The organism is Rhodococcus rhodochrous (genome assembly GCF_900187265.1).
Classification (GTDB): Bacteria; Actinomycetota; Actinomycetes; order Mycobacteriales; family Mycobacteriaceae; genus Rhodococcus; species Rhodococcus rhodochrous.
The window spans coordinates 5,008,897-5,026,336 of sequence record NZ_LT906450.1 but is presented as its reverse complement, the minus strand read 5'-3'; the positions used below and the strand labels follow the sequence as shown (position 1 = coordinate 5,026,336).

The following is a 17,440-nucleotide window of genomic DNA, read 5'->3' as shown; positions in this document are numbered from 1 at the left end:
CCCGATGAGCGCGCCGCGGCCGGTGCTGGGAGAATTCCCGAATGCACGAGCGCAAGAACCGCGGTTATTTCACCGAGGACGACGGTGTCTACCTGCCCACCAAGTACGCGGCCAGCCCGTGGTCGGACAAGATGCTCAACGGGCCGTGTGTGAGTGGTCTGGTCGCACGCGAGCTCGAGATCCACCATGCCGTCGAGGGTTTCGTCCCGTCCCGGTTCACGCTCGATCTCTTCAGGCCGGTCCGCAACGAACCGATCACCTTCACCACCACCCGGGTGCGCGACGGCAACCGCATCCGCGTCGCAGACGCGAACCTGATGCAGGGCGGAGAGGTGTCGGCGCGCGCGACGCTCACCTTCCTCCGCAAGTCGGCCCCGCCGCCCGGGTCGGTGTGGCTACGTGGCGAGTCCCCGACGCCGCCCCCCGGTTCCCTGGAGACGCAGCCCGGACCGCTCGAGTACTCGTCCTGGTACGGCAGCGACGGCCCGGGATGGACGCGGGTGCGGTCGGAGCACCAGAACTCCGATCGCAAGCGGCTGTGGTCGCGGCAGCTGCCGATCATCGTCGGCGAGGAACTGTCGCCGTTCGTGAACACCGCGACCGTCGGTGAGGGCACCTCGTTCGTGACCAACTGGTCGGACAAGGGTGTCGGCTACATCAATTCCGATGTCACCCTGGCGCTGTCCCGCCTACCGGAGGGACCGGAGGTCGGTATCGAGGCCGACAACCACATCAGCAGCGAGGGTATCGCGGTCGGCACGGCGGTGTTGTTCGACCGTCTCGGGGCCTTCGGCACCGGTGTGGTCACCGCGCTCGCGAACGCGCAACGGCAGGTCGATTTCGGCTGATCCGAACAGGAGTGATGTCATGCGCGTACGGCGGATCGTCGACCTGACCCACGTCGTCTCCCCGGACATCCAGGTCTATCCCGGGGATCCGGCACCGACCTTCACTCCGCACGCCACCGTCGAGACCGACGGTTTCGACCTGATGCGCATCGATATGGGTTCGCAGACCGGCACCCACGTCGACGCTCCGCGGCACGTGCGCAGCGGTGGCGCCGCGATCGATGCGGTGCCACCGGAGAACTTCGTCGGGCGCGGGGTGGTGCTCGACGTGCGCGCCCGCGTCGACATCGGTGCGCTCGTCACCCCCGACATGTGGGGTGAGCCGGCGATCGGTCCCGGCGACATCGCGCTCGTCCTCACCGGCTGGTCGCAGTATTTCGGCACCGACCGCTATTTCGAGCATCCGGCTCTGAGCGTCGAAGCCTGCCGCTGGTTGCTCGACCGCGGCGTCCGCACGATCGGGATCGACGCGCCGAGCGTGGATCCCACGGGCGACGAGACGCTCGCGGCGCACCACGTGCTCGCCGACGCGGGCGCGATCATCTGCGAGAACCTGCGCAACCTCGAGGCGGTCGACTTCCCGGATCCGCTCGTCTCGCTGTTGCCGATCCCGTTCGCCGGCATCGACGGCGCACCGGTGCGGGCCGTCGCCGTGCAGATCGAGAACTGAACGGCGACACCAGGTCCGGTCAGTCGAGGATGTCGCGCACCTCGACGTCCTCGCGTCCACCGACGACGAGTTCGCGCGCGGCGGCCATGTGCTTCTGCCAGTGCGTGAAGGCGCCTTCGCCGTCGCGGGCACGCAACAGCCGGATGAGCTTGCGCTGCGAGCGGACGAACACCTTGTAATGGTCCTCGTACCTCTCCGCGTCGCGCTGCATGCTCTCGCGCGTGACGTTCATGGTGTGCCGCTCGTAGATCTCGTGCAACATGCCCGCGATGAGCGACAGCGACGAGTTGCCGGCGAGCTGGACCATCCGCAGATGGAACATCGCCGCAGCCTGGCCGAAGGTGCCGTCGGCGAAGGACGACGGAATCGTCTCGTCCACCAGACGTTCGAGTTCGTCGAATGCCTCGTCGCTGCCGTTCTCCGCGAGCAGTCGCGCGGCGGCGGGCTCGACGGCCTCACGTGCGACGTAGACGTCCGCGACGGTGGCACCGGCGAGTTCGAGCAGCAGGGACGCCGGTCGCGCCACCACCTCGGGGCCCGGGACGCAGATCCGCGCACCCGAGCGCGAGCCGCGTCGCACCTCGACGAGTCGTTCGGCCTCGAGCACGCGGACCGCTTCGCGCAGCGTCGGCCGGCTCACCGAGAAGTGCTCCATGAGCGAGGCCTCGTGGGGCAGGTGATCGCCGTCCTTGAGCTCGCCGTCGACGATCATGCGGCGGAGCTTGCGGGCGACGAGTTCTGCGGTCTTGGGGGTGCGAATGGCCCGGCCACCGCCCGCGCGAGTGTCGAATCCGACTCCCGAACGCGCGTCGAATCCGGTCGCCAACACTTCGTCGGTCACGGGACGGCCTCCTGCTCCGAGATCACTTCGACTACTTGGTGAAAGTTCCGGACTCATCGTACTCACAGGTAACCGGTCGCGGCGGGGTGAGGCGCCGAGCCGACGACTATTGCTCCTGCCCACATAGTGAACTATGTTACCTATGTATTGCCCGGCCGGCCTCGGACAGGAGCATCCATGCTGAACACGCGGTTCACAGAGGAATTCGGGATCGAACACCCGATCGTCCAGGGCGGCATGATGTGGGTCGGCCGCGCCGAACTCGCCGCGGCCGTCTCCGAAGGCGGAGGGCTCGGGATCATCACCGCACTGACACAGCCCACCCCGGAGGACCTGGTCACGGAGATCGAGCGGTGCCGTGCGCTGACCGACAAGCCGTTCGGCGTCAACCTCACCCTCACGCTGTCGATCAACCAGCCTCCCTATGCCGAGTACCGGCAGGCGATCATCGACTCCGGCGTGACGATCGTCGAGACCGCCGGATCCGACCCGACCAAGCATGTCGAGCATCTGAAAGAGCACGGCATCAAGATCATTCACAAGTGCACGAGCGTGCGGCACGCCCTCAAAGCCCAGCGCATCGGCGCCGATGCGGTGAGCATCGAGGGCTTCGAGGCGGCCGGTCATCCCGGCGAGGACGATGTTCCCGGGCTCGTCCTGATCCCGGCGTGCGCCGACGCCCTCGACATCCCGTTCATCGCGTCGGGCGGGTTCGCCGACGGTCGCGGACTCGCCGCCGCTCTCACCCTCGGAGCCGACGGCATCAACATGGGCACCCGCTTCATGTGCACGCAGGAGAGCCCCATCCACGAACGCATCAAGCAGCAGATCGTCGACGCGAGCGAACTCGACACCCAGCTCATCTTCCGGCAACTGCGCAACACCATGCGCACCGCCCGGAACTCGGTGAGCGAGGAGGTCGTGGACATTCTCGCCAAGGGCGGACGGTTCAAGGACGTCAAGGACCTCGTCGCCGGATCGCGGGGACGCACCGTCTACGAGGACGGCGACCCGGAGGCCGGTATCTGGACGGTGGGGCAGTCGCAGGGCCTCATCCGCGACATCCCGCCCGCCGGTGAGCTGGTGCAGCGGATCGCCGCCGAAGCCGAGACGAAGCTGCGCTCCCTGACCGCCGACATCGTCGTCGACTCCGTTCCCGTCCCCTGAGGAGAAACCGATGACACGACAGGCCGACACCGCCGAGGACGTGCGCGAGGACGACGCGCCGGTGCTCGTCGAGCGCGACGGTGCCGTCACGATCCTCACCCTCAACCGTCCCGACCGCCGCAACGCGATCAACCGTGCCATGCGGAAGGCGCTGAAGAAGGAACTGTGGCGCGCCGATGCCGACGACGAGGTGAACGTCGTCGTCCTCACGGGCGCGGGCACGTCCTTCTGTGCGGGTGTGGATCTTCCCGAGGCGTTGTCGGGCCCGCCTCCCGCCGCCGAAGGGCCCACCCCCACGCACGTGCTCCGTGGCATCTCGAAGCCCGTCATCGCGGCGGTCAACGGCCCCTGCTACACGGGCGGTTACGAACTCGCCGTGAACTGTTCGTTCATCATCGCGTCCGAACGCGCCGAGTTCGCCGACACCCACGCGCAGATCGGTCTGCTCAACGGCTGGGGCGGTAGTGCCGTGTTGCCGCGGATGATCGGTCTGCCCGCCGCGATCCAGTTCATCCTCTCCGGGGAGCCGATCGACGGCGCGACCGCCGCGCGCATCGGCCTCGCGAACGAGGTCGTCCCGCACGACGAACTCCTGGACCGCAGTGTGGCCGTCGCACAACGGATCGCCGGAGGTCATCCCGGTGCGATCCGGCGGATGCTCCGATTGCTCAAGGAAGGCGCCGGCACGTCGCTCGCGCACGCCCTCGCCCTCGAATCCGAAGCGGTGGCCACCTACCGCGCGGACGGCGCGGACATCGGTGCCCGCTACGCGAAACGCCGATCGCAGTCCGATTGAGCGGCAGTCTGTTTCCGGCATCTACAGCACCATCACCCCGGGAGGTGACGTGGAGGAAGGCAAGCCCACGGTGACGCTCGAGTCCGACGCTCGTAACGACTGGCGTCCCCGACTGTCCGCTCTGCTCGACGACTTCCGACGGCGTCCCCGTCCCGAGACGTCCCGCGCGCGGTTCGAGGCCGCGATCGCGTGGCAGTCCGAACTCGTCGACCATTCCCTGGCGGCGCCGGGTTGGCCCGAAGAGGTCGGCGGTATGGCACTCTCGCTCGAGGATCAACTCGACTACTACCGTGCGATCACCGAAGCCGGTGCGCCCAAGCATCCGTGCCCGCTGTCGTTCATCGTCGCGCCCACGATCATCGTTCACGGCACCGCCGAACAGAAGAAGCGTTTCCTCGAGCCGCTGCTGCGCGCGGAAGAGTTCTGGTGCCAAGGATTCTCCGAACCCGGTGCCGGCAGCGATCTCGCGTCGCTGTCCACACGCGCCGTCCGCGACGGCGACGTCTACCGGGTGACGGGCAGCAAGATCTGGACGACGATGGCCGACCATGCCGACTGGATCTTCACCCTCGTGCGCACTGGGCCACCCGGGCGGAGCACGTCGGGCATCACCTACCTGCTCATCCCGATGAACTCGCCCGGCATCGAGGTGCGACCCCTACGCGACGCCGCAGGTGGACATCACTTCGCTCAGGTCTTCTTCGACGACGTCGAGGTGCCGGTCGAGAACCGGGTGGGGGAGGAGGGACAGGGCTGGTCGATCATGCGGACCTCACTCGGCCACGAGCGCGCCACCGCCTTCCTCGCCGACGAGTTCCGTTACCGCTCGACCGTCGACAAGGTATTCCGCCTGGCCGTCGGACAGGGACACGCGCACGATCCGCTGATCCGGCAGGAACTGGCCACCGTCGAGACCGGTGTGCGTCAGATCGCCGCGAACAGCGCCCGCGCGCTGGATGCCGTTCTCGCAGGACGCGATCCGGGCGGGGTCGCATCGGTCAACCGGTTGGTGAAGGCCGAGTTCGAACAGCACATGCACCGCCTCGCGTTGCGCTTGACCGGATCGGCCGCCGTTCTCGGCACCCGTTCGGAGGGCGTGGTGGAGAAGGGGTGCTGGACGTACGGATATCTCATGTCCCGCGCCGCGACCATCGGCGCCGGAACTTCCGAGATCCAACGCAATACGATCGCCGAGAACGTTCTCGGTCTGCCCTCGCACCGGGGTGAGGGCACCCGCGCACCGGCCGTGGTTCCGGGCCGCCCCCTCACACCCCCACCGGAGGACGAGGCGAATCTCCGGGAGGCCCTGCGCGACATCCTGTCCGACCGCGTGGATACCGTCTCGTTGCTCGAGGGTGTCGACTCCGCGGGCGAACACGACGCCGGATTGTGTTCCACGCTCGTCGAATTCGGCCTTCCGGGTCTGTCGTCGCCCGAGCATCTCGGTGGCGACGGCAGGTCGCTGCGGATGCTGTGCGCGGCGGTCGAGGAGGTGGCCTTCCATCTCGCGCCGGTCGCGCTCGTCCCCACCGCGATCGCATTGGAGGTCCTTGTCGCGGCCGGCGCCGACGAAGAGGCACGACGCATCATCGGTGGTTCCCCGGCAGCGTTCGTCGTTCCCGTCGGAGATCGCGGGTGGGACACCGCCGATCTCCCCGTCCTCCGGGACGGCAGGCTGACCGGTCGCGTGGAGCGGGTCGCGGGTGCACCCGTCGCCGAGGTGCTCGTCGTCCTCGCGACGGACGACGCGACGGGCGAACACGTCCTGCTCACCGTCGACCGGACCGACGCATCCGTCATCGTGCAGACGTCGCTCGATCCGACCGGGACGGTCGGGATCGTCTCCTTCGAGGACGCCGCGGCGCCCGTGCTCGTGTCGGGCGTCGACGCCGATGCCGCACTCGAATCGTCCTTCCGCGTCGCGGAACTGCTGGTCGCTGCCGACGCGGTGGGTGTCGCGAACCGGGCCCTGGCGATGGCGGTGGACTGGGCGGGCCAACGCGAGCAGTTCGGCCGGCCCATCGGTTCGTACCAGGCGATCTCGCATCGCTGCGCCGACATGCTCGTCGCAGCCGAGGGCGCGCGGGGACTGGTGCTGGCGGCCGCCGACCGTTCGCCGCAGGAACCCGAGGAGGCCGCGGCGGTGCACCTGGCGACCGCGGCGGCGCTGCGGTCCGCGGTGTCCAACGCCGAGGGCTGCATCCAGATCCACGGCGGAATCGGCTTCACGTGGGAACATCCCGCCCACTTGCTGCTCCGTCGCGCCGTCGCCGACGAGGCGCGTATCGCCCGCCCCGAGGTGCTGCGGGACCGCGCGGTGGGAGAGGTGCTGGCGCGGTCGAGCTGAGGCGGCGATGGTCGGTTTACTGCCCGTCGGATCGGACCCGGCATCGGGGAGGCAGGGCGCCTGGTATGCGTCAGCAGCTTCGTAGGTTCGCCCTCTCGAGAGGTCGGAGTGTCGGCTCGGTCCGTTAGCGTCGAGGAATGTCGTCTCCCGTCCCGTCCGAGTACGCCGACACGCTCGAGAGCATCAAACGGCTCGTGCATCGAGCGCGCTACGTGGCCCAGCGCCGGGTGAACACCGAACTGCTCCGGCTCTACTGGCAGATCGGTGCGACGATCATCGAGCGACAGAAGACAGCTCCCTGGGGCAGCAAGGTCCTGTCCCGGCTCTCCGCGGATCTGCGCACCGAGTTCCCTGGAGTGAAGGGTTTCTCCCCGGCCAACCTCACGTACATGCGCAGGTTTGCTGAGGCTTGGCCCGACCCGGACGCAATCGGCCAACGACCCGTTGGCCAATTGCCGTGGGGACATGCTTTCCAACGACGGGGTCCCTCATCGAACTGTGCGGCCATTCGGGTGTCGTCGCTGATGTTCTCGAGAGGTGCTGCGGGACCGCGCGGTGGGAGAGGTGCTGGCGCGGTCGAGCCGAGATGGTGGGAACCGGGGCTCGGCTATCGACCGAGTGCCGTCGTGAGCGAGGTCAGGTGGTCGCGGGTGACGGCGGCCGCGGTCGCCGCGTCACGGTCCGCGATGGCGTCGTAGATGCGTCGGTGGGTGTCGTGGTCGGTGTCGTCCCCGTGGGTGCCGCGCGTGCGGAGCATCTCGATCATGGCGTGACGGTTGCGGGGTGTGAAGCCGTCGAACAGGTCGAGAAGGATCGGGTTGTGCGCGGCGACCACGATGGTGCGGTGGAAGACGACGTCCGTGTCGACGTGTTCCTCGATATCCGTGCGATGGGTTTCGCGTTCCCGCAGTGACTTCTTCAGCGCACGCAGTTCGGCGGGGGTGCGACGCTCGGCGGCGAGTGCCGAGGCCTCGACTTCGATGGCGATGCGGGCCTCGATCACGGCGAGGATGTCGGCGCGCGCGACCGTGCGCGTCCAGTCCTCGGGTGCGTCGAGAGCGGTGACGAACACGCCGGCGCCGTGCCGGGTGGTCAGGATGCCGCGACCGGCGAGCTGACGGATCGCTTCACGGACGGTGGAGCGGCCGACACCGAGCTGCGGGGCCAGTGTCGTCTCGCCGGGCAGCTTCGCGCCGAGCGGCCATTCCCCGGAGCGGATGCGCTCGAGGAGCAGTTCGGCGGCCTGGTCGGCGAGGGGCTCACGGCGGACGACGGTCATGACTCCATCATCGCAGAGACCTCTACTCCTCTACTTGTCTGAGGAGTTGTGCTAGCCTTCCGGGCATGCGCTCCTTCGCGTTCCTTCTCCTTCGCTGCCACGGCGGGGCCTAGCCGGACCGGCTCCCCGTCGTGGAGTCGAACACGCGCCGGTCCCTCGCAACGACGACGAAGGACTTCCCCGATGAGCACCAGCACGTTCCCGCGTATCTCCACACCTGCCGGCCCGGTTCCCGCCGACGCCCCCACCTGGAACAACCAGCGACACTCCGCCATGCCCTCCCACCGCTACCGCGACGTGTTCTCCCGCGTGGAGGTGCCGCTGACGCAACGGAATTGGCCCGCGAATCGCCTGACCGCGGCCCCTTTGTGGGTGCCGGTGGACCTGCGCGACGGCAACCAGGCACTGGCCGAACCGATGGATCCCGCCCGCAAACGCCGCTTCTTCGAGCTGATGGTCGCGATGGGATACAAAGAGATCGAGGTCGGCTACCCGTCCGCCTCGCAGACCGACTTCGACTTCGTGCGCCTGATCGCCGAGACCGACATCGCCCCGCCGGACGTCACCATCGTGGTGTTCACCCCGGCACGTCGCGACCTCATCGAGCGGACGGTGGAATCCGTCCGGGGTGTCCGCAACGAGGTCGTCGTCCACATGTACACCGCGACCGCTCCCACCTGGCGCGAGGTCGTCCTCGACCGCGACCGTACCGCGCTGACGGAACTGATCGTCGCCGGTGGCCGCGACGTCCTGGAACTGGCCGGCGACCTGCCGAACGTGCGGTTCGAGTTCTCACCCGAGGTCTTCAACCTCACCGAACCCGACTACGCGCTCGAGGTGTGCGACGCGATCACCGAGTTGTGGGACGCGACCCCCGAACGGCCGGTGATCGTGAATCTTCCGGCCACCGTCGAGATCGCGACCCCGAACGTCTATGCCGACCAGATCGAGTACATGCACACCAACCTCGCGCGACGCGACGCGGTGATCCTGTCCGTGCACCCGCACAACGATCGCGGCACAGGTATCGCGTGCGCCGAACTCGCCGTCCTCGCCGGGGCGCAGCGGGTCGAAGGGTGCGTGTTCGGCAACGGGGAACGCACCGGCAACGTCGACATCGCGACACTCGCGCTGAACCTCTACGCCCAGGGCATCGATCCCATGATCGACTTCTCCGACATCGACGAGATCCGCCGCACCGTCGAGTACTGCAACCGCATCGAGATCCACCCGCGACACCCGTATGTCGGCGACCTGGTGCACACCGCCTTCAGCGGCACTCATCAGGACGCGATCAGGAAAGGGTTCGCCGAGCACCGGGCACGCGCCGTCGCCGAGGGCCGTCCCGAGTCCGAGATCGATTGGCGAGTACCGTATCTGCCGATCGATCCCGCCGACATAGGACGTACCTACGACGCGGTGATCCGTGTCAATTCGCAATCCGGTAAGGGCGGGGTCGCCTACCTGCTCGAGAGCGAATACGGCATCGAAATTCCGCGTCGGCTCCAGATCGACTTCACTCGCCACGTGCAAGACCACACCGACACCAGCGGCGGGGAGGTCACTGCGACCGAACTGTGGGAGATCTTCGACACCGCATATCTCGCACGGCCGGACGTCCCGGGTGCACCGGTGCTGCGCGCCTTCGACGTGACCGACGCGGGCACCACGATCACGCTGGGTATCGGCGGCACCGAACACCGCAGTGTCCACGAGGGCGTGGGTCCCGTCGAAGCATCGACCGACGCTCTCGCCCGTCTCGGCATCGATATCGAGGTGCTCGGCCTCCATCAGAGCAGCGTCGGCACCGACGCACTCACCCTGATCGAATTCCGCAGCGGCGACGACACACGGTGGGCAGCGGGGCGTCACCGCTCCGTGCTCACCGCGAGCCTGCACGCGGTCGTCCGTGCTGCCGCCTGCATCCCGAGGCCACTCAGGACAGCTGGGTCACCACGATCCGTGTGACGCCGTAGAAGGCGGTACCCGCCGTGACGATCGCGAACAGCGCGATCCATACGGCCGCCGGAACGCGGGTCAGTCCGCGCAACTGGTCGGCGTCCGAACCCCGGCCACGACCGCGCGAATGGGTGCGGGCGAGTTCGAGGACCGGGCGGGTCGCGCCGAGGAGCAAGACCCATGTGATCAGGTACGCCGCGGCGTACCGGACGATCGGGTCCCCGAGATAGGCGGCCGCACCGACGAGCGCACCCGCGATCACCACCGAGACGAATCCGTACAGATTGCGGATCAGCAGCAACAGGACGGCGAGCGCGGCGAGGATCGACCACAGCACCGCGGCGGGCCGATCCAGGGTCAGCAGCGTCGCCGCCGCGAATCCCAGCACGGCCGGACCGGTGTACCCGGCGAAGGTGGTCGCGACCATGCCGGGGCCTCGCGGGTTGCCGGACGACACCATCACCCCCGAGGTGTCGCTGTGCAGACGGATGCCCGACAGCTTTCGGCCCACGAGCGCCGCGACCAGCGCGTGCGACCCCTCGTGCGCCTGCGTGACGACATGGCGGGTCTTCAGCCACAGCGGCCGAACGGTGACGAGCACGAGTGCGACGATCGCCGTTCCGACGACGACCACCGTCGGAGCGGGCTGGTCGACGGTCGACACGGCTTGCCAGGCGGAGGACACGACCTCCGTGAACGAGGTGGACACAGATCACCTTCCTCCGGGCCGGGCGCCGAGACTTCCGGCCCGGCGATAGCCTGATGAGCATGCCCGACCGTCGTACCCTCGAGATCCGCGCGGGTATCAAGGACTCCTGGGCCGTCGGGCTGGGACTGATCCCGCTGGGGCTCGCGTTCGGTGTGGTTCTCACCCAGGGCGGGTTCGAATGGTGGTGGGCGCCGATCTTCTCCACCGTCATCTACGCGGGGTCGATGGAGTTCCTCGCGATCGGTCTGATCGCGGCGGTCACGCCGCTCGCCTCGGTCGCCGCGGCGACGCTGCTGGTGAACTTCCGGCACGTCTTCTACGGCCTGTCGTTCCCGCTGCACCGCATCCGCAGCCGGCTCGGGCGTCTCTACGGCGTCTATGCGCTCACCGACGAGTCGTACGCGATCGTCGCCCCCAAGGCACGTGAGCCGCTCTCGGGTACCCGCATCCTCACGGTCCAGGTGCTCTGCCAGCTGATGTGGGTCGTGTCGGGCACGATCGGCGCGTTGATCGGGGCAGTGCTCCCCGACGGGCTCGCCGGACTCGAGTTTGTCCTCACGGCACTGTTCGCGGTGCTTGCGATCGATGCCTTCCGCGCCAACCGCGACGTGCCGGCGCCGGTGCTCGCGCTGGTCTGCGGTCTCGTCGCATTGCTGGTCGCGAAAAGCCAGATGCTCGTCGTCGGGCTCGGGTTGTTCGTGGTGTGCCTGTTCGTGCGGTTCGTCTACCGGAACAAGGTGGCCCGTGCCTGAGTCGGTGCCCGGCGCCGGATATGTCCTCGGCGCTCTGGCGGTGATGTTCGTCGTGACGGTCGCGTTGCGCGCGGCGCCGTTCCTCGCGTTGTCGGCGCTGAAGAACTCCGCCTTCGTCGATTTCCTGGGCCGTACGATGCCCGCGGGCGTCATGGTGATCCTGGTGATGTACACACTGCGTGACGTGGGGGAGTCGACCTGGCTACCCGCGACCGTCGGTCTCGCGGGCACGATCGCGGTGCATCTGTGGCGACGCAACGCCGCGCTGAGCACCGTTGTCGGGACGGGTCTCTATCTCGTCGCGTCGGCGTTCTGGACCTGAGCCGGCGCGGCGACGGTCTCCTCGCGCTCGACGGCGTTCTCGGCACCGGGGCGACGATGGCGCGCGGCGACCATCGCGGCGACGAAGACTGCGATCGCGGCCAGGCACTGCGAGGTCCCGAGGACTTCGAGGAGCAACTGCTCGACCCAGCCGCCGGAGGACGCCTCACGCAGCAGGTGGTTGGGTCCGATGAGGAAGACCACGGTGGCGGGCCCCAGCACGGGCCACCAGCGGCGGTAGGCCGGCGCGACGAGCAGCGGCACGAGGAACAGCGCGTACACCCAGTGGTGGGTGACGGCGATCGGAGCGGCGAGCAGCGACGCCAGGCCCACCAGGGCCACCGCGACCACGGGCTCGTCGGCACGCAGGAAGCGGTAGGCGGCCCACGCGGTACCGGCCACGACGACCAGGGCACCGGCCAGCCACAGCGCCTTGGCGGTGCCGTCGGAGAAGTCGAAACGGGCGATGAGACCGGTGAGCGCCTGGTTGCGGAAGAACGACGGGTCGCCGGCGCGGTCGGTCGCGAAGAACTCCGTGGTCCAGAAGTAGACGGTCGAATCGGGGCGCAACCAGTAGCCGAACGCGACGGTCGCGGCAAAGGCGCCCAGCGCGCGGAATGCCGACGGCCAGTCGCGGCGCAGAAGGAAGATCAGGCCGAAGGCGGCCGGGGTCACCTTGATGGCGGCGGCCAGTGCGATGCCGACACCGCGGAAGCGCTTCGGGATCACACCGAGCAGGTCGGCGACCACCAGTGCCATGAGCACGATGTTGATCTGGCCGAACGTGAAGTTGGAGCGGAACGGCTCGAGCCACAGCACCGGTCCGAGCGACGCGGCTGCGATCAGGCTCGGCTGCGACATGTCGAGTCGCTGGTAGACGACCTTGAGCACCCACCACACGAGAGCGATGAGTCCGATCGTCCACAACACCTGCAGGGCGGTGCTGCCCACCAACGCCATCGGGGCGAAGAGGAACGCCGCGAAGGGTGGGTAGATGAACCGGAAACCGGAATGGCTGAAGAACCCCTCGGTGTACAGCGGGGTGTGGTGCAGGAAGGCCCAGCCGGCATCGCGGAAGACGTCGAGATCCATGAGGTACTCGTTCAGCGCGTCGCGCAGGTATCCCGCGACTGCCAGCGCCGAGACCGTCAGACCGATGGCGATCAACAAGGATCGAACAGGTCGGGTACGGACTTCGGTCAACAGCACGGGCGGTACCTCCCGGTAGGAAACAGGTGCGTCGCCACGTTACACAATCGTTGTCTTCGGGATCAGGCGACGAGAATATCGCCTCCCCAACCGTTTTGGTCGGTAAATCCGTTTCGCGAACTTGGGGAGTGAGGCGGATCACGTTGCGGAAAGATCTCGACCGGCCGGACGTGAGGGGAGTATTCGTCTTTCTAGCTCCACAGCTAGAAAGACGAATACTCCGGTAGCGGAGTCAGGCGACGCCGCTGATCTCGTTCGGGGTGTGCGGCAGTTCGGCAGAGCGGATCTCACCCGAGGTCACGTCCACCGCGTACAGGGAATCGGTGGCGGGATCGGTGACGAACGCCGTATCGCCCCGCACCTCGAGTGCGGGCCGAGGTGCCTGCCACTCGTCGGGCTCGGTCCACGGCTCGAGCACCTCGATCCGCCGGACGATCTCGCCGGAGTCGGGATCGATCACGTGGAGGTTGCCGTCGGTGCCGAGAACGAGTGCTTCCCCTGCCGGTCCGCGACCGAGGGAGCGGAAGGTGTAACTCGTGCCGAGGTCGACGAGACGCACCGACGCCGTGCGGGTGTCCACGAGCGCGACGCGCTCGGGACGCTCGAGCTCGGCGTCGGGATCGGTCTTGTAGTCGCCGAGGACGACGGGCGAGTCCTCGCTGCCGGCCTGGTTCCCGATCCGGCCGTAGGGGTCGGGCACCGGCGCCTTCGTGAACGTTCCGTCGCGGAAGATCACCATGCCGTCCTCGCATCCGAAGGCGACGACCCCGTCGGCCGCGACCGTCTCACCGTGCACACCCGGGCACTGTTCGGTGCGCGTGATCTCGGTGCCGTTCTCGTCGAGCAGCGCCACACCGGTCCGCTCCTCGGAATCGCCGAGGGTGACGAGCATGCCGCCGTCGGGCATCGGGACGGCCACGCCGTGGTGGGCCTCGGGGAGCGCGCGACTGTCGAGATCCGGCAGGTCGGTCGCCGAGGCGAGATCGGCGGGGTCGAACACGTCGATGCGTCCGGTGCCGTCGTCGAACAGGGCGGTGACCCCGGCGTGCGGCACGACGTGTCCGGGCTTCTCGGCGGCGAACGTCAGGTCGGTGAGCGTGGGTGCGCCGGCGTAGTGGTGACCGTGGTCGCCGTGGGCTTCCGTCCAGCTGCCGGTGTCGAGCACGCGGAATCCGCCCTCGGTGGAGATCAGCACGTGGCGTCCGTCGCCGGCGGGGGAGAGGCGGTTGAAACCGTCGAGTGCGAAGTCGTCGACGACGGTGAGTTCTTCTTCCTCGACGACGAGGACGCCGCCGTCGTAGGTCAGGGCGAGGCGCGGCTGCGCCGTCGCCACTTCGGAAGCGGCGGCGGAGGTCGTCGTCTCGGGGGTGTCGGCCGCAGTGGTGTCGGCCTCGGTCGTACCGCCGCATGCGGCGGCGAAGGTCGCAGCGACGACGGTGAGGGCGGCGCCGCCGTAGCGGGAGAGCGTTGTCATGGGGAAAGAAATAGCCACTATCGAAAATGAATGTCAAAGTCTGAAATGCGCATGCGTGCATGTCGCTCCGGGCGGCCGAGGTTGCAGTTGTTGTCGAGAAATCGCCGAAATGTCGACAACAACTGCGGTTTCGAGCTCGGACATACGCGAATACCGCCGTCTACGACACGCGCTAGATGAGCTCAGAATCCGATGAGTTCGCCGTTAGCATCGACGGATGGATCCTGTCCGCAACCCGTACGCCCCGGGCGCGGGACAGCGCCCGCCCGAACTCGCCGGCCGCGAGAAACAACTCACCGCGTTCGAGGTGGTCCTCGAACGGATCGCCCGGGAACGACCCGAACGCAGCGTCGTCCTCACCGGTCTCCGCGGGGTCGGCAAGACCGTCCTTCTCAACCATCTGCGCTCCGCCGCCATCGCGAAGAGCTGGGGCACCGGCAAGATCGAGGCCCGCCCCGATCAGGGACTGCGACGTCCGCTGTCGTCGGCGCTGCACATGGCGGTCCGCGAGATCGCCGCCGCGCACCCGGATCCGGAATCGGTGGAGTACTTCCTCGGTGTGCTCAAGTCGTTCGCGTTGCGGGCCACCGCCGACAAGGGCATGCGCGAACGCTGGCAACCCGGGATCGATGCCCCGGCGGTGAAAGGGCGCGCGGATTCGGGCGACATCGAGATCGACCTCGTCGAACTGCTCGTCGACGCAGCCGGACTCGCGCGCGACGTGGGTGTGGGCATCGCGTTGTTCATCGACGAGATGCAGGATCTCGGACCCGACGACGTCTCGGCGATCTGCGGAGCCTGCCACGAGCTGAGCCAGGACGCCGCGCCGCTCATCGTCGTCGGAGCCGGTCTGCCGCACCTGCCCGCCGTGCTGTCGGCGTCGAAGTCCTACTCCGAGCGGCTGTTCACCTACCACCGCATCGACCGACTCGACCGTGCGGCAGCGGATCTCGCGCTCATCGCGCCCGCGGCGCGAGAGGAGGTCGAGTTCACGCAGGACGCCCTCGACCTGCTGTACGAAACCGCCGACGGCTACCCGTATTTCGTGCAGGCATACGGCAAGGCCACCTGGGACGTCGCAGCGGACTCGCCGATCACCGCCGACGACGTGCGGGTCGCGGCACCGACTGCGGAAGAGGAACTCGCCGTCGGCTTCTTCGGCTCCCGCTACGAACGGGCGACCCCCGCCGAACGTGAATACATGCGGGCAATGGCGGACCTGTCGGGCGACGACGGGCCCGTCGCGACATCGAAGATCGCCGTCGAACTCGGACGGAAGCCGGCCTCCCTGTCACCCGCGCGCGACGGACTGATCAAGAAGGGCCTGATCTACTCCGCCGAGCGCGGGTTCATCGGGTTCACCGTTCCGCACTTCGGGCGCTACCTCCGCGCCCAGAACGACTGACCGACAGCCAGGGCGATCGAAAGCTCAGTCGACCCACTCGACGGTCTCGCCGAGCGACGCGCGATCGGTGCGACACGCATTGGCCGGGTGCGCCTCGTCGGCGTAACCGAACGAGATGGCGCAGACGATGTCGCGGTCGTCGCCGATGTTCAGTTCGCGTCGCAGCGCGGTGGCCGTCATCGCGACGGCGGCCTGCGGGACGGCAGCGATGCCGAGCGATTCGGCGGCGAGCAGCAGGGTCGAGACGTAACCGCCGCAGTCGACCGCGCCGTACACGCCGAGGGCCTTGTCGGTGGTGATGATCGCGACGTGCGGTGCGCCGAAGAAGCGGTAGTTCTCGAGCATCTGCTCGGTGCGGCGCTGGTAGTCGTCGCGCGCGATGCCCAATGCGTTGTACAGGGCGTAGCCGGCGCCGCGGCGACGCTCGGCGTAGGCGCCGCGGTATTCGGCCGGGCCGGGGATGTCGAGATCCATGTTCCCCGAGGTGGCCTGCGCGTAGACGGCGTCGCGCAGGCGGTCGGTGGCGTCGCCGCTGACGATATGCACCTGCCAGGGCTGCGAATTGCACCAGGACGCGGTGCGCTGACCCATCTGCAGCATGCGTTCGATGTCCTCACGCGGGACCTGTTTCGTCAGGAAGGCGCGGCAGCTGAAACGGGTGTCGAGCAGGGACGACAGCGTGTCGGCAGCAGAAGTCATGTCACCACGATGGCACATCACTTCACCGAGCGTTCGTTCAGCCGGTCGCGAACGGACGACAGGTGAATATTCGGCTTTCTACGATCCGCCCGAGAAAGCGGTAGAGAAGGTCAGACGATGTCCTTCTCGTCGCCGGGAGTGACCCGGCGCAGCCCCCGATAGGCGTCGGTGGGGGTGCTCTTCCCGGTCACCACGGCCGCCACCTCCGCGGCGATCGGCATCTCCACCCCGTACTCGCGGGCGAGTTCCATGACCGTCGGCGCGGTCTTCACCCCTTCGGCGACCTGCCCCAGTGCCTCGACGGCCTCGTCGATGCTGAGCCCGCGCGCCAGCGCCTCACCGACCCGGCGGTTCCGCGACGACGGACTCGTGCACGTCGCGATGAGATCACCCATCCCGGTGAGGCCCGCGAACGTGCGCGGATCCGCGCCCATGGCCTCCCCGAGGCGCGTCATCTCCGCCAACCCGCGGGAGAGGACCATCGCGCGGGTGTTGTCGCCGACGCTGAGCCCCTCGGCCATGCCGTCGGCGATCTCCCCGGCGATGTTCGGACCCGCGAGCAACCCGACGGGGTGTCCCGGAAGGCATTCGGCGATCACCTCGGTGGGCCGGAGGCGGGTGCCCGGCTCGAGGCCCTCCACGAGCGAGACGACCGGGACCCAGGCGCGGATCTCGTCGACGACCTGCTCGAGTGTCTTGCGCACCGCATGCGACGGCACACCGACCACCAGGACGTCGGCCTCGCGGGCGGCCTCTTCGAGATCGGAGGTCGCGCGCAGGCCCTGCGGCAGTGGCCGTTCGCCGAGATAACGACGGTTGCGGTGCTCGGTGTCGATCTCGCGCGCGATGTCGTCGTTGCGGGCCCACAACGTCGTCGGGGTATTGCGTGCGGACAACGACGCGATCGTGGTTCCCCACGATCCCGATCCGAGAACGACGACGCGAACCGCACGAGCCATCGGTG

The 17,440-nt window shown here is 68.2% G+C and carries 17 protein-coding genes; 10 read left to right on the top strand and 7 right to left on the bottom strand.

The window, feature by feature from the left end; genetic code table 11:
• The first annotated feature begins 41 nt into the window (after positions 1-41).
• Together CKW34_RS23005 and CKW34_RS23000 are read left to right on the top strand one after the other, a co-directional pair.
• Complete coding sequence (locus CKW34_RS23005; protein ID WP_059382659.1) at positions 42-848, top strand: acyl-CoA thioesterase domain-containing protein; 807 nt, start codon at positions 42-44, stop codon at positions 846-848.
• Positions 849-867: 19 nt separating this feature from the next.
• Positions 868-1,518, top strand: coding sequence for a cyclase family protein (locus CKW34_RS23000; protein WP_059382660.1), 651 nt, complete (start codon positions 868-870; stop codon positions 1,516-1,518).
• Positions 1,519-1,537: 19 nt separating this feature from the next.
• Here CKW34_RS23000 and CKW34_RS22995 read toward each other — a convergent pair whose 3' ends face one another.
• A complete protein-coding gene (locus CKW34_RS22995) occupies positions 1,538-2,359 on the bottom strand; it encodes a FadR/GntR family transcriptional regulator (RefSeq protein ID WP_231921774.1) in 822 nt (273 codons plus the stop codon).
• Positions 2,360-2,536: 177 nt separating this feature from the next.
• Between CKW34_RS22995 and CKW34_RS22990 the strand changes: the two genes are divergently transcribed.
• From CKW34_RS22990 to CKW34_RS24725, 4 genes are all read left to right on the top strand, one after another.
• On the top strand, positions 2,537-3,526 hold the full coding sequence (locus tag CKW34_RS22990; protein ID WP_174479631.1) for an NAD(P)H-dependent flavin oxidoreductase: 990 nt from the start codon (positions 2,537-2,539) through the stop codon (positions 3,524-3,526).
• Positions 3,527-3,536: 10 nt separating this feature from the next.
• Entirely contained in the window at positions 3,537-4,322 is a 786-nt protein-coding gene (locus tag CKW34_RS22985) for an enoyl-CoA hydratase-related protein (RefSeq protein ID WP_059382661.1), read from the top strand.
• 49 nt (positions 4,323-4,371) lie between these two features.
• Entirely contained in the window at positions 4,372-6,669 is a 2,298-nt protein-coding gene (locus tag CKW34_RS22980) for an acyl-CoA dehydrogenase family protein (protein ID WP_080968271.1), read from the top strand.
• 137 nt (positions 6,670-6,806) lie between these two features.
• Positions 6,807-7,367 carry a DUF1016 N-terminal domain-containing protein gene (locus CKW34_RS24725; protein WP_229579778.1) on the top strand — a complete coding sequence of 187 codons (561 nt, stop codon included), beginning with the start codon at positions 6,807-6,809 and terminating at the stop codon, positions 7,365-7,367.
• Here CKW34_RS24725 and CKW34_RS22970 read toward each other — a convergent pair.
• Positions 7,277-7,948 carry a FadR/GntR family transcriptional regulator gene (locus tag CKW34_RS22970; protein WP_059382662.1) on the bottom strand — a complete coding sequence of 224 codons (672 nt, stop codon included), beginning with the start codon at positions 7,946-7,948 and terminating at the stop codon, positions 7,277-7,279. The two genes, CKW34_RS24725 and CKW34_RS22970, sit on opposite strands and share 91 nt — an antisense overlap.
• A 183-nt stretch (positions 7,949-8,131) precedes the next feature.
• Here CKW34_RS22970 and CKW34_RS22965 point away from each other — a divergent pair, with 183 nt between their 5' ends.
• Positions 8,132-9,916 carry a 2-isopropylmalate synthase gene (locus CKW34_RS22965; RefSeq protein WP_059382663.1) on the top strand — a complete coding sequence of 595 codons (1,785 nt, stop codon included), beginning with the start codon at positions 8,132-8,134 and terminating at the stop codon, positions 9,914-9,916.
• Here the strand turns inward: CKW34_RS22965 and CKW34_RS22960 are convergent.
• A complete protein-coding gene (locus CKW34_RS22960; protein WP_059382664.1) occupies positions 9,885-10,616 on the bottom strand; it encodes a M50 family metallopeptidase in 732 nt (243 codons plus the stop codon). The genes CKW34_RS22965 and CKW34_RS22960 overlap by 32 nt on opposite strands.
• A 53-nt stretch (positions 10,617-10,669) precedes the next feature.
• Between CKW34_RS22960 and CKW34_RS22955 the strand changes: the two genes are divergently transcribed.
• Together CKW34_RS22955 and CKW34_RS22950 are read left to right on the top strand one after the other, a co-directional pair.
• The gene (locus CKW34_RS22955; protein ID WP_059382665.1) at positions 10,670-11,368 is read left to right on the top strand and encodes an AzlC family ABC transporter permease; all 699 of its coding nucleotides are present in this window, start codon (positions 10,670-10,672) and stop codon (positions 11,366-11,368) included.
• Positions 11,361-11,690: a branched-chain amino acid transporter permease gene (locus CKW34_RS22950; protein WP_059382666.1), complete on the top strand. Its 330-nt coding sequence runs from the start codon at positions 11,361-11,363 to the stop codon at positions 11,688-11,690. The genes CKW34_RS22955 and CKW34_RS22950 overlap by 8 nt, the downstream gene beginning before the upstream one ends.
• Here CKW34_RS22950 and CKW34_RS22945 read toward each other — a convergent pair.
• Both CKW34_RS22945 and aztD read right to left on the bottom strand, forming a co-directional pair.
• Complete coding sequence (locus CKW34_RS22945; protein WP_059382667.1) at positions 11,660-12,898, bottom strand: glycosyltransferase 87 family protein; 1,239 nt, start codon at positions 12,896-12,898, stop codon at positions 11,660-11,662. The genes CKW34_RS22950 and CKW34_RS22945 overlap by 31 nt on opposite strands.
• Positions 12,899-13,130: 232 nt before the next feature.
• Positions 13,131-14,372, bottom strand: coding sequence for a zinc metallochaperone AztD (gene aztD / locus CKW34_RS22940; protein ID WP_059382668.1), 1,242 nt, complete (start codon positions 14,370-14,372; stop codon positions 13,131-13,133).
• Positions 14,373-14,589: 217 nt separating this feature from the next.
• Between aztD and CKW34_RS22935 the strand changes: the two genes are divergently transcribed.
• Complete coding sequence (locus CKW34_RS22935) at positions 14,590-15,777, top strand: AAA family ATPase (protein ID WP_059382669.1); 1,188 nt, start codon at positions 14,590-14,592, stop codon at positions 15,775-15,777.
• A gap of 24 nt (positions 15,778-15,801) precedes the next feature.
• On the opposite strand, the gene CKW34_RS22930 is transcribed toward CKW34_RS22935, so the two are convergent.
• Positions 15,802-16,476, bottom strand: coding sequence for a nitroreductase (locus tag CKW34_RS22930; RefSeq protein ID WP_059382670.1), 675 nt, complete (start codon positions 16,474-16,476; stop codon positions 15,802-15,804).
• Between the two features lie 110 nt (positions 16,477-16,586).
• A complete protein-coding gene (locus tag CKW34_RS22925) occupies positions 16,587-17,435 on the bottom strand; it encodes an NAD(P)H-dependent glycerol-3-phosphate dehydrogenase (protein WP_059382671.1) in 849 nt (282 codons plus the stop codon).
• Positions 17,436-17,440: the final 5 nt, after the last annotated feature.

Coding starts and splice junctions, on each gene's coding strand:
- CKW34_RS22990 (WP_174479631.1), top strand. CDS start 2,537: ATGCTGAACACGCGGTTCACAGAGGAATTCGGGATCGAACACCCGATC.
- CKW34_RS23005 (WP_059382659.1), top strand. CDS start 42: ATGCACGAGCGCAAGAACCGCGGTTATTTCACCGAGGACGACGGTGTC.
- CKW34_RS22985 (WP_059382661.1), top strand. CDS start 3,537: ATGACACGACAGGCCGACACCGCCGAGGACGTGCGCGAGGACGACGCG.
- CKW34_RS24725 (WP_229579778.1), top strand. CDS start 6,807: ATGTCGTCTCCCGTCCCGTCCGAGTACGCCGACACGCTCGAGAGCATC.
- aztD (WP_059382668.1), bottom strand. CDS start 14,372: ATGACAACGCTCTCCCGCTACGGCGGCGCCGCCCTCACCGTCGTCGCT.
- CKW34_RS22965 (WP_059382663.1), top strand. CDS start 8,132: ATGAGCACCAGCACGTTCCCGCGTATCTCCACACCTGCCGGCCCGGTT.
- CKW34_RS22930 (WP_059382670.1), bottom strand. CDS start 16,476: ATGACTTCTGCTGCCGACACGCTGTCGTCCCTGCTCGACACCCGTTTC.
- CKW34_RS22955 (WP_059382665.1), top strand. CDS start 10,670: ATGAGCATGCCCGACCGTCGTACCCTCGAGATCCGCGCGGGTATCAAG.
- CKW34_RS22925 (WP_059382671.1), bottom strand. CDS start 17,435: ATGGCTCGTGCGGTTCGCGTCGTCGTTCTCGGATCGGGATCGTGGGGA.
- CKW34_RS22970 (WP_059382662.1), bottom strand. CDS start 7,948: ATGACCGTCGTCCGCCGTGAGCCCCTCGCCGACCAGGCCGCCGAACTG.
- CKW34_RS22935 (WP_059382669.1), top strand. CDS start 14,590: ATGGATCCTGTCCGCAACCCGTACGCCCCGGGCGCGGGACAGCGCCCG.
- CKW34_RS23000 (WP_059382660.1), top strand. CDS start 868: ATGCGCGTACGGCGGATCGTCGACCTGACCCACGTCGTCTCCCCGGAC.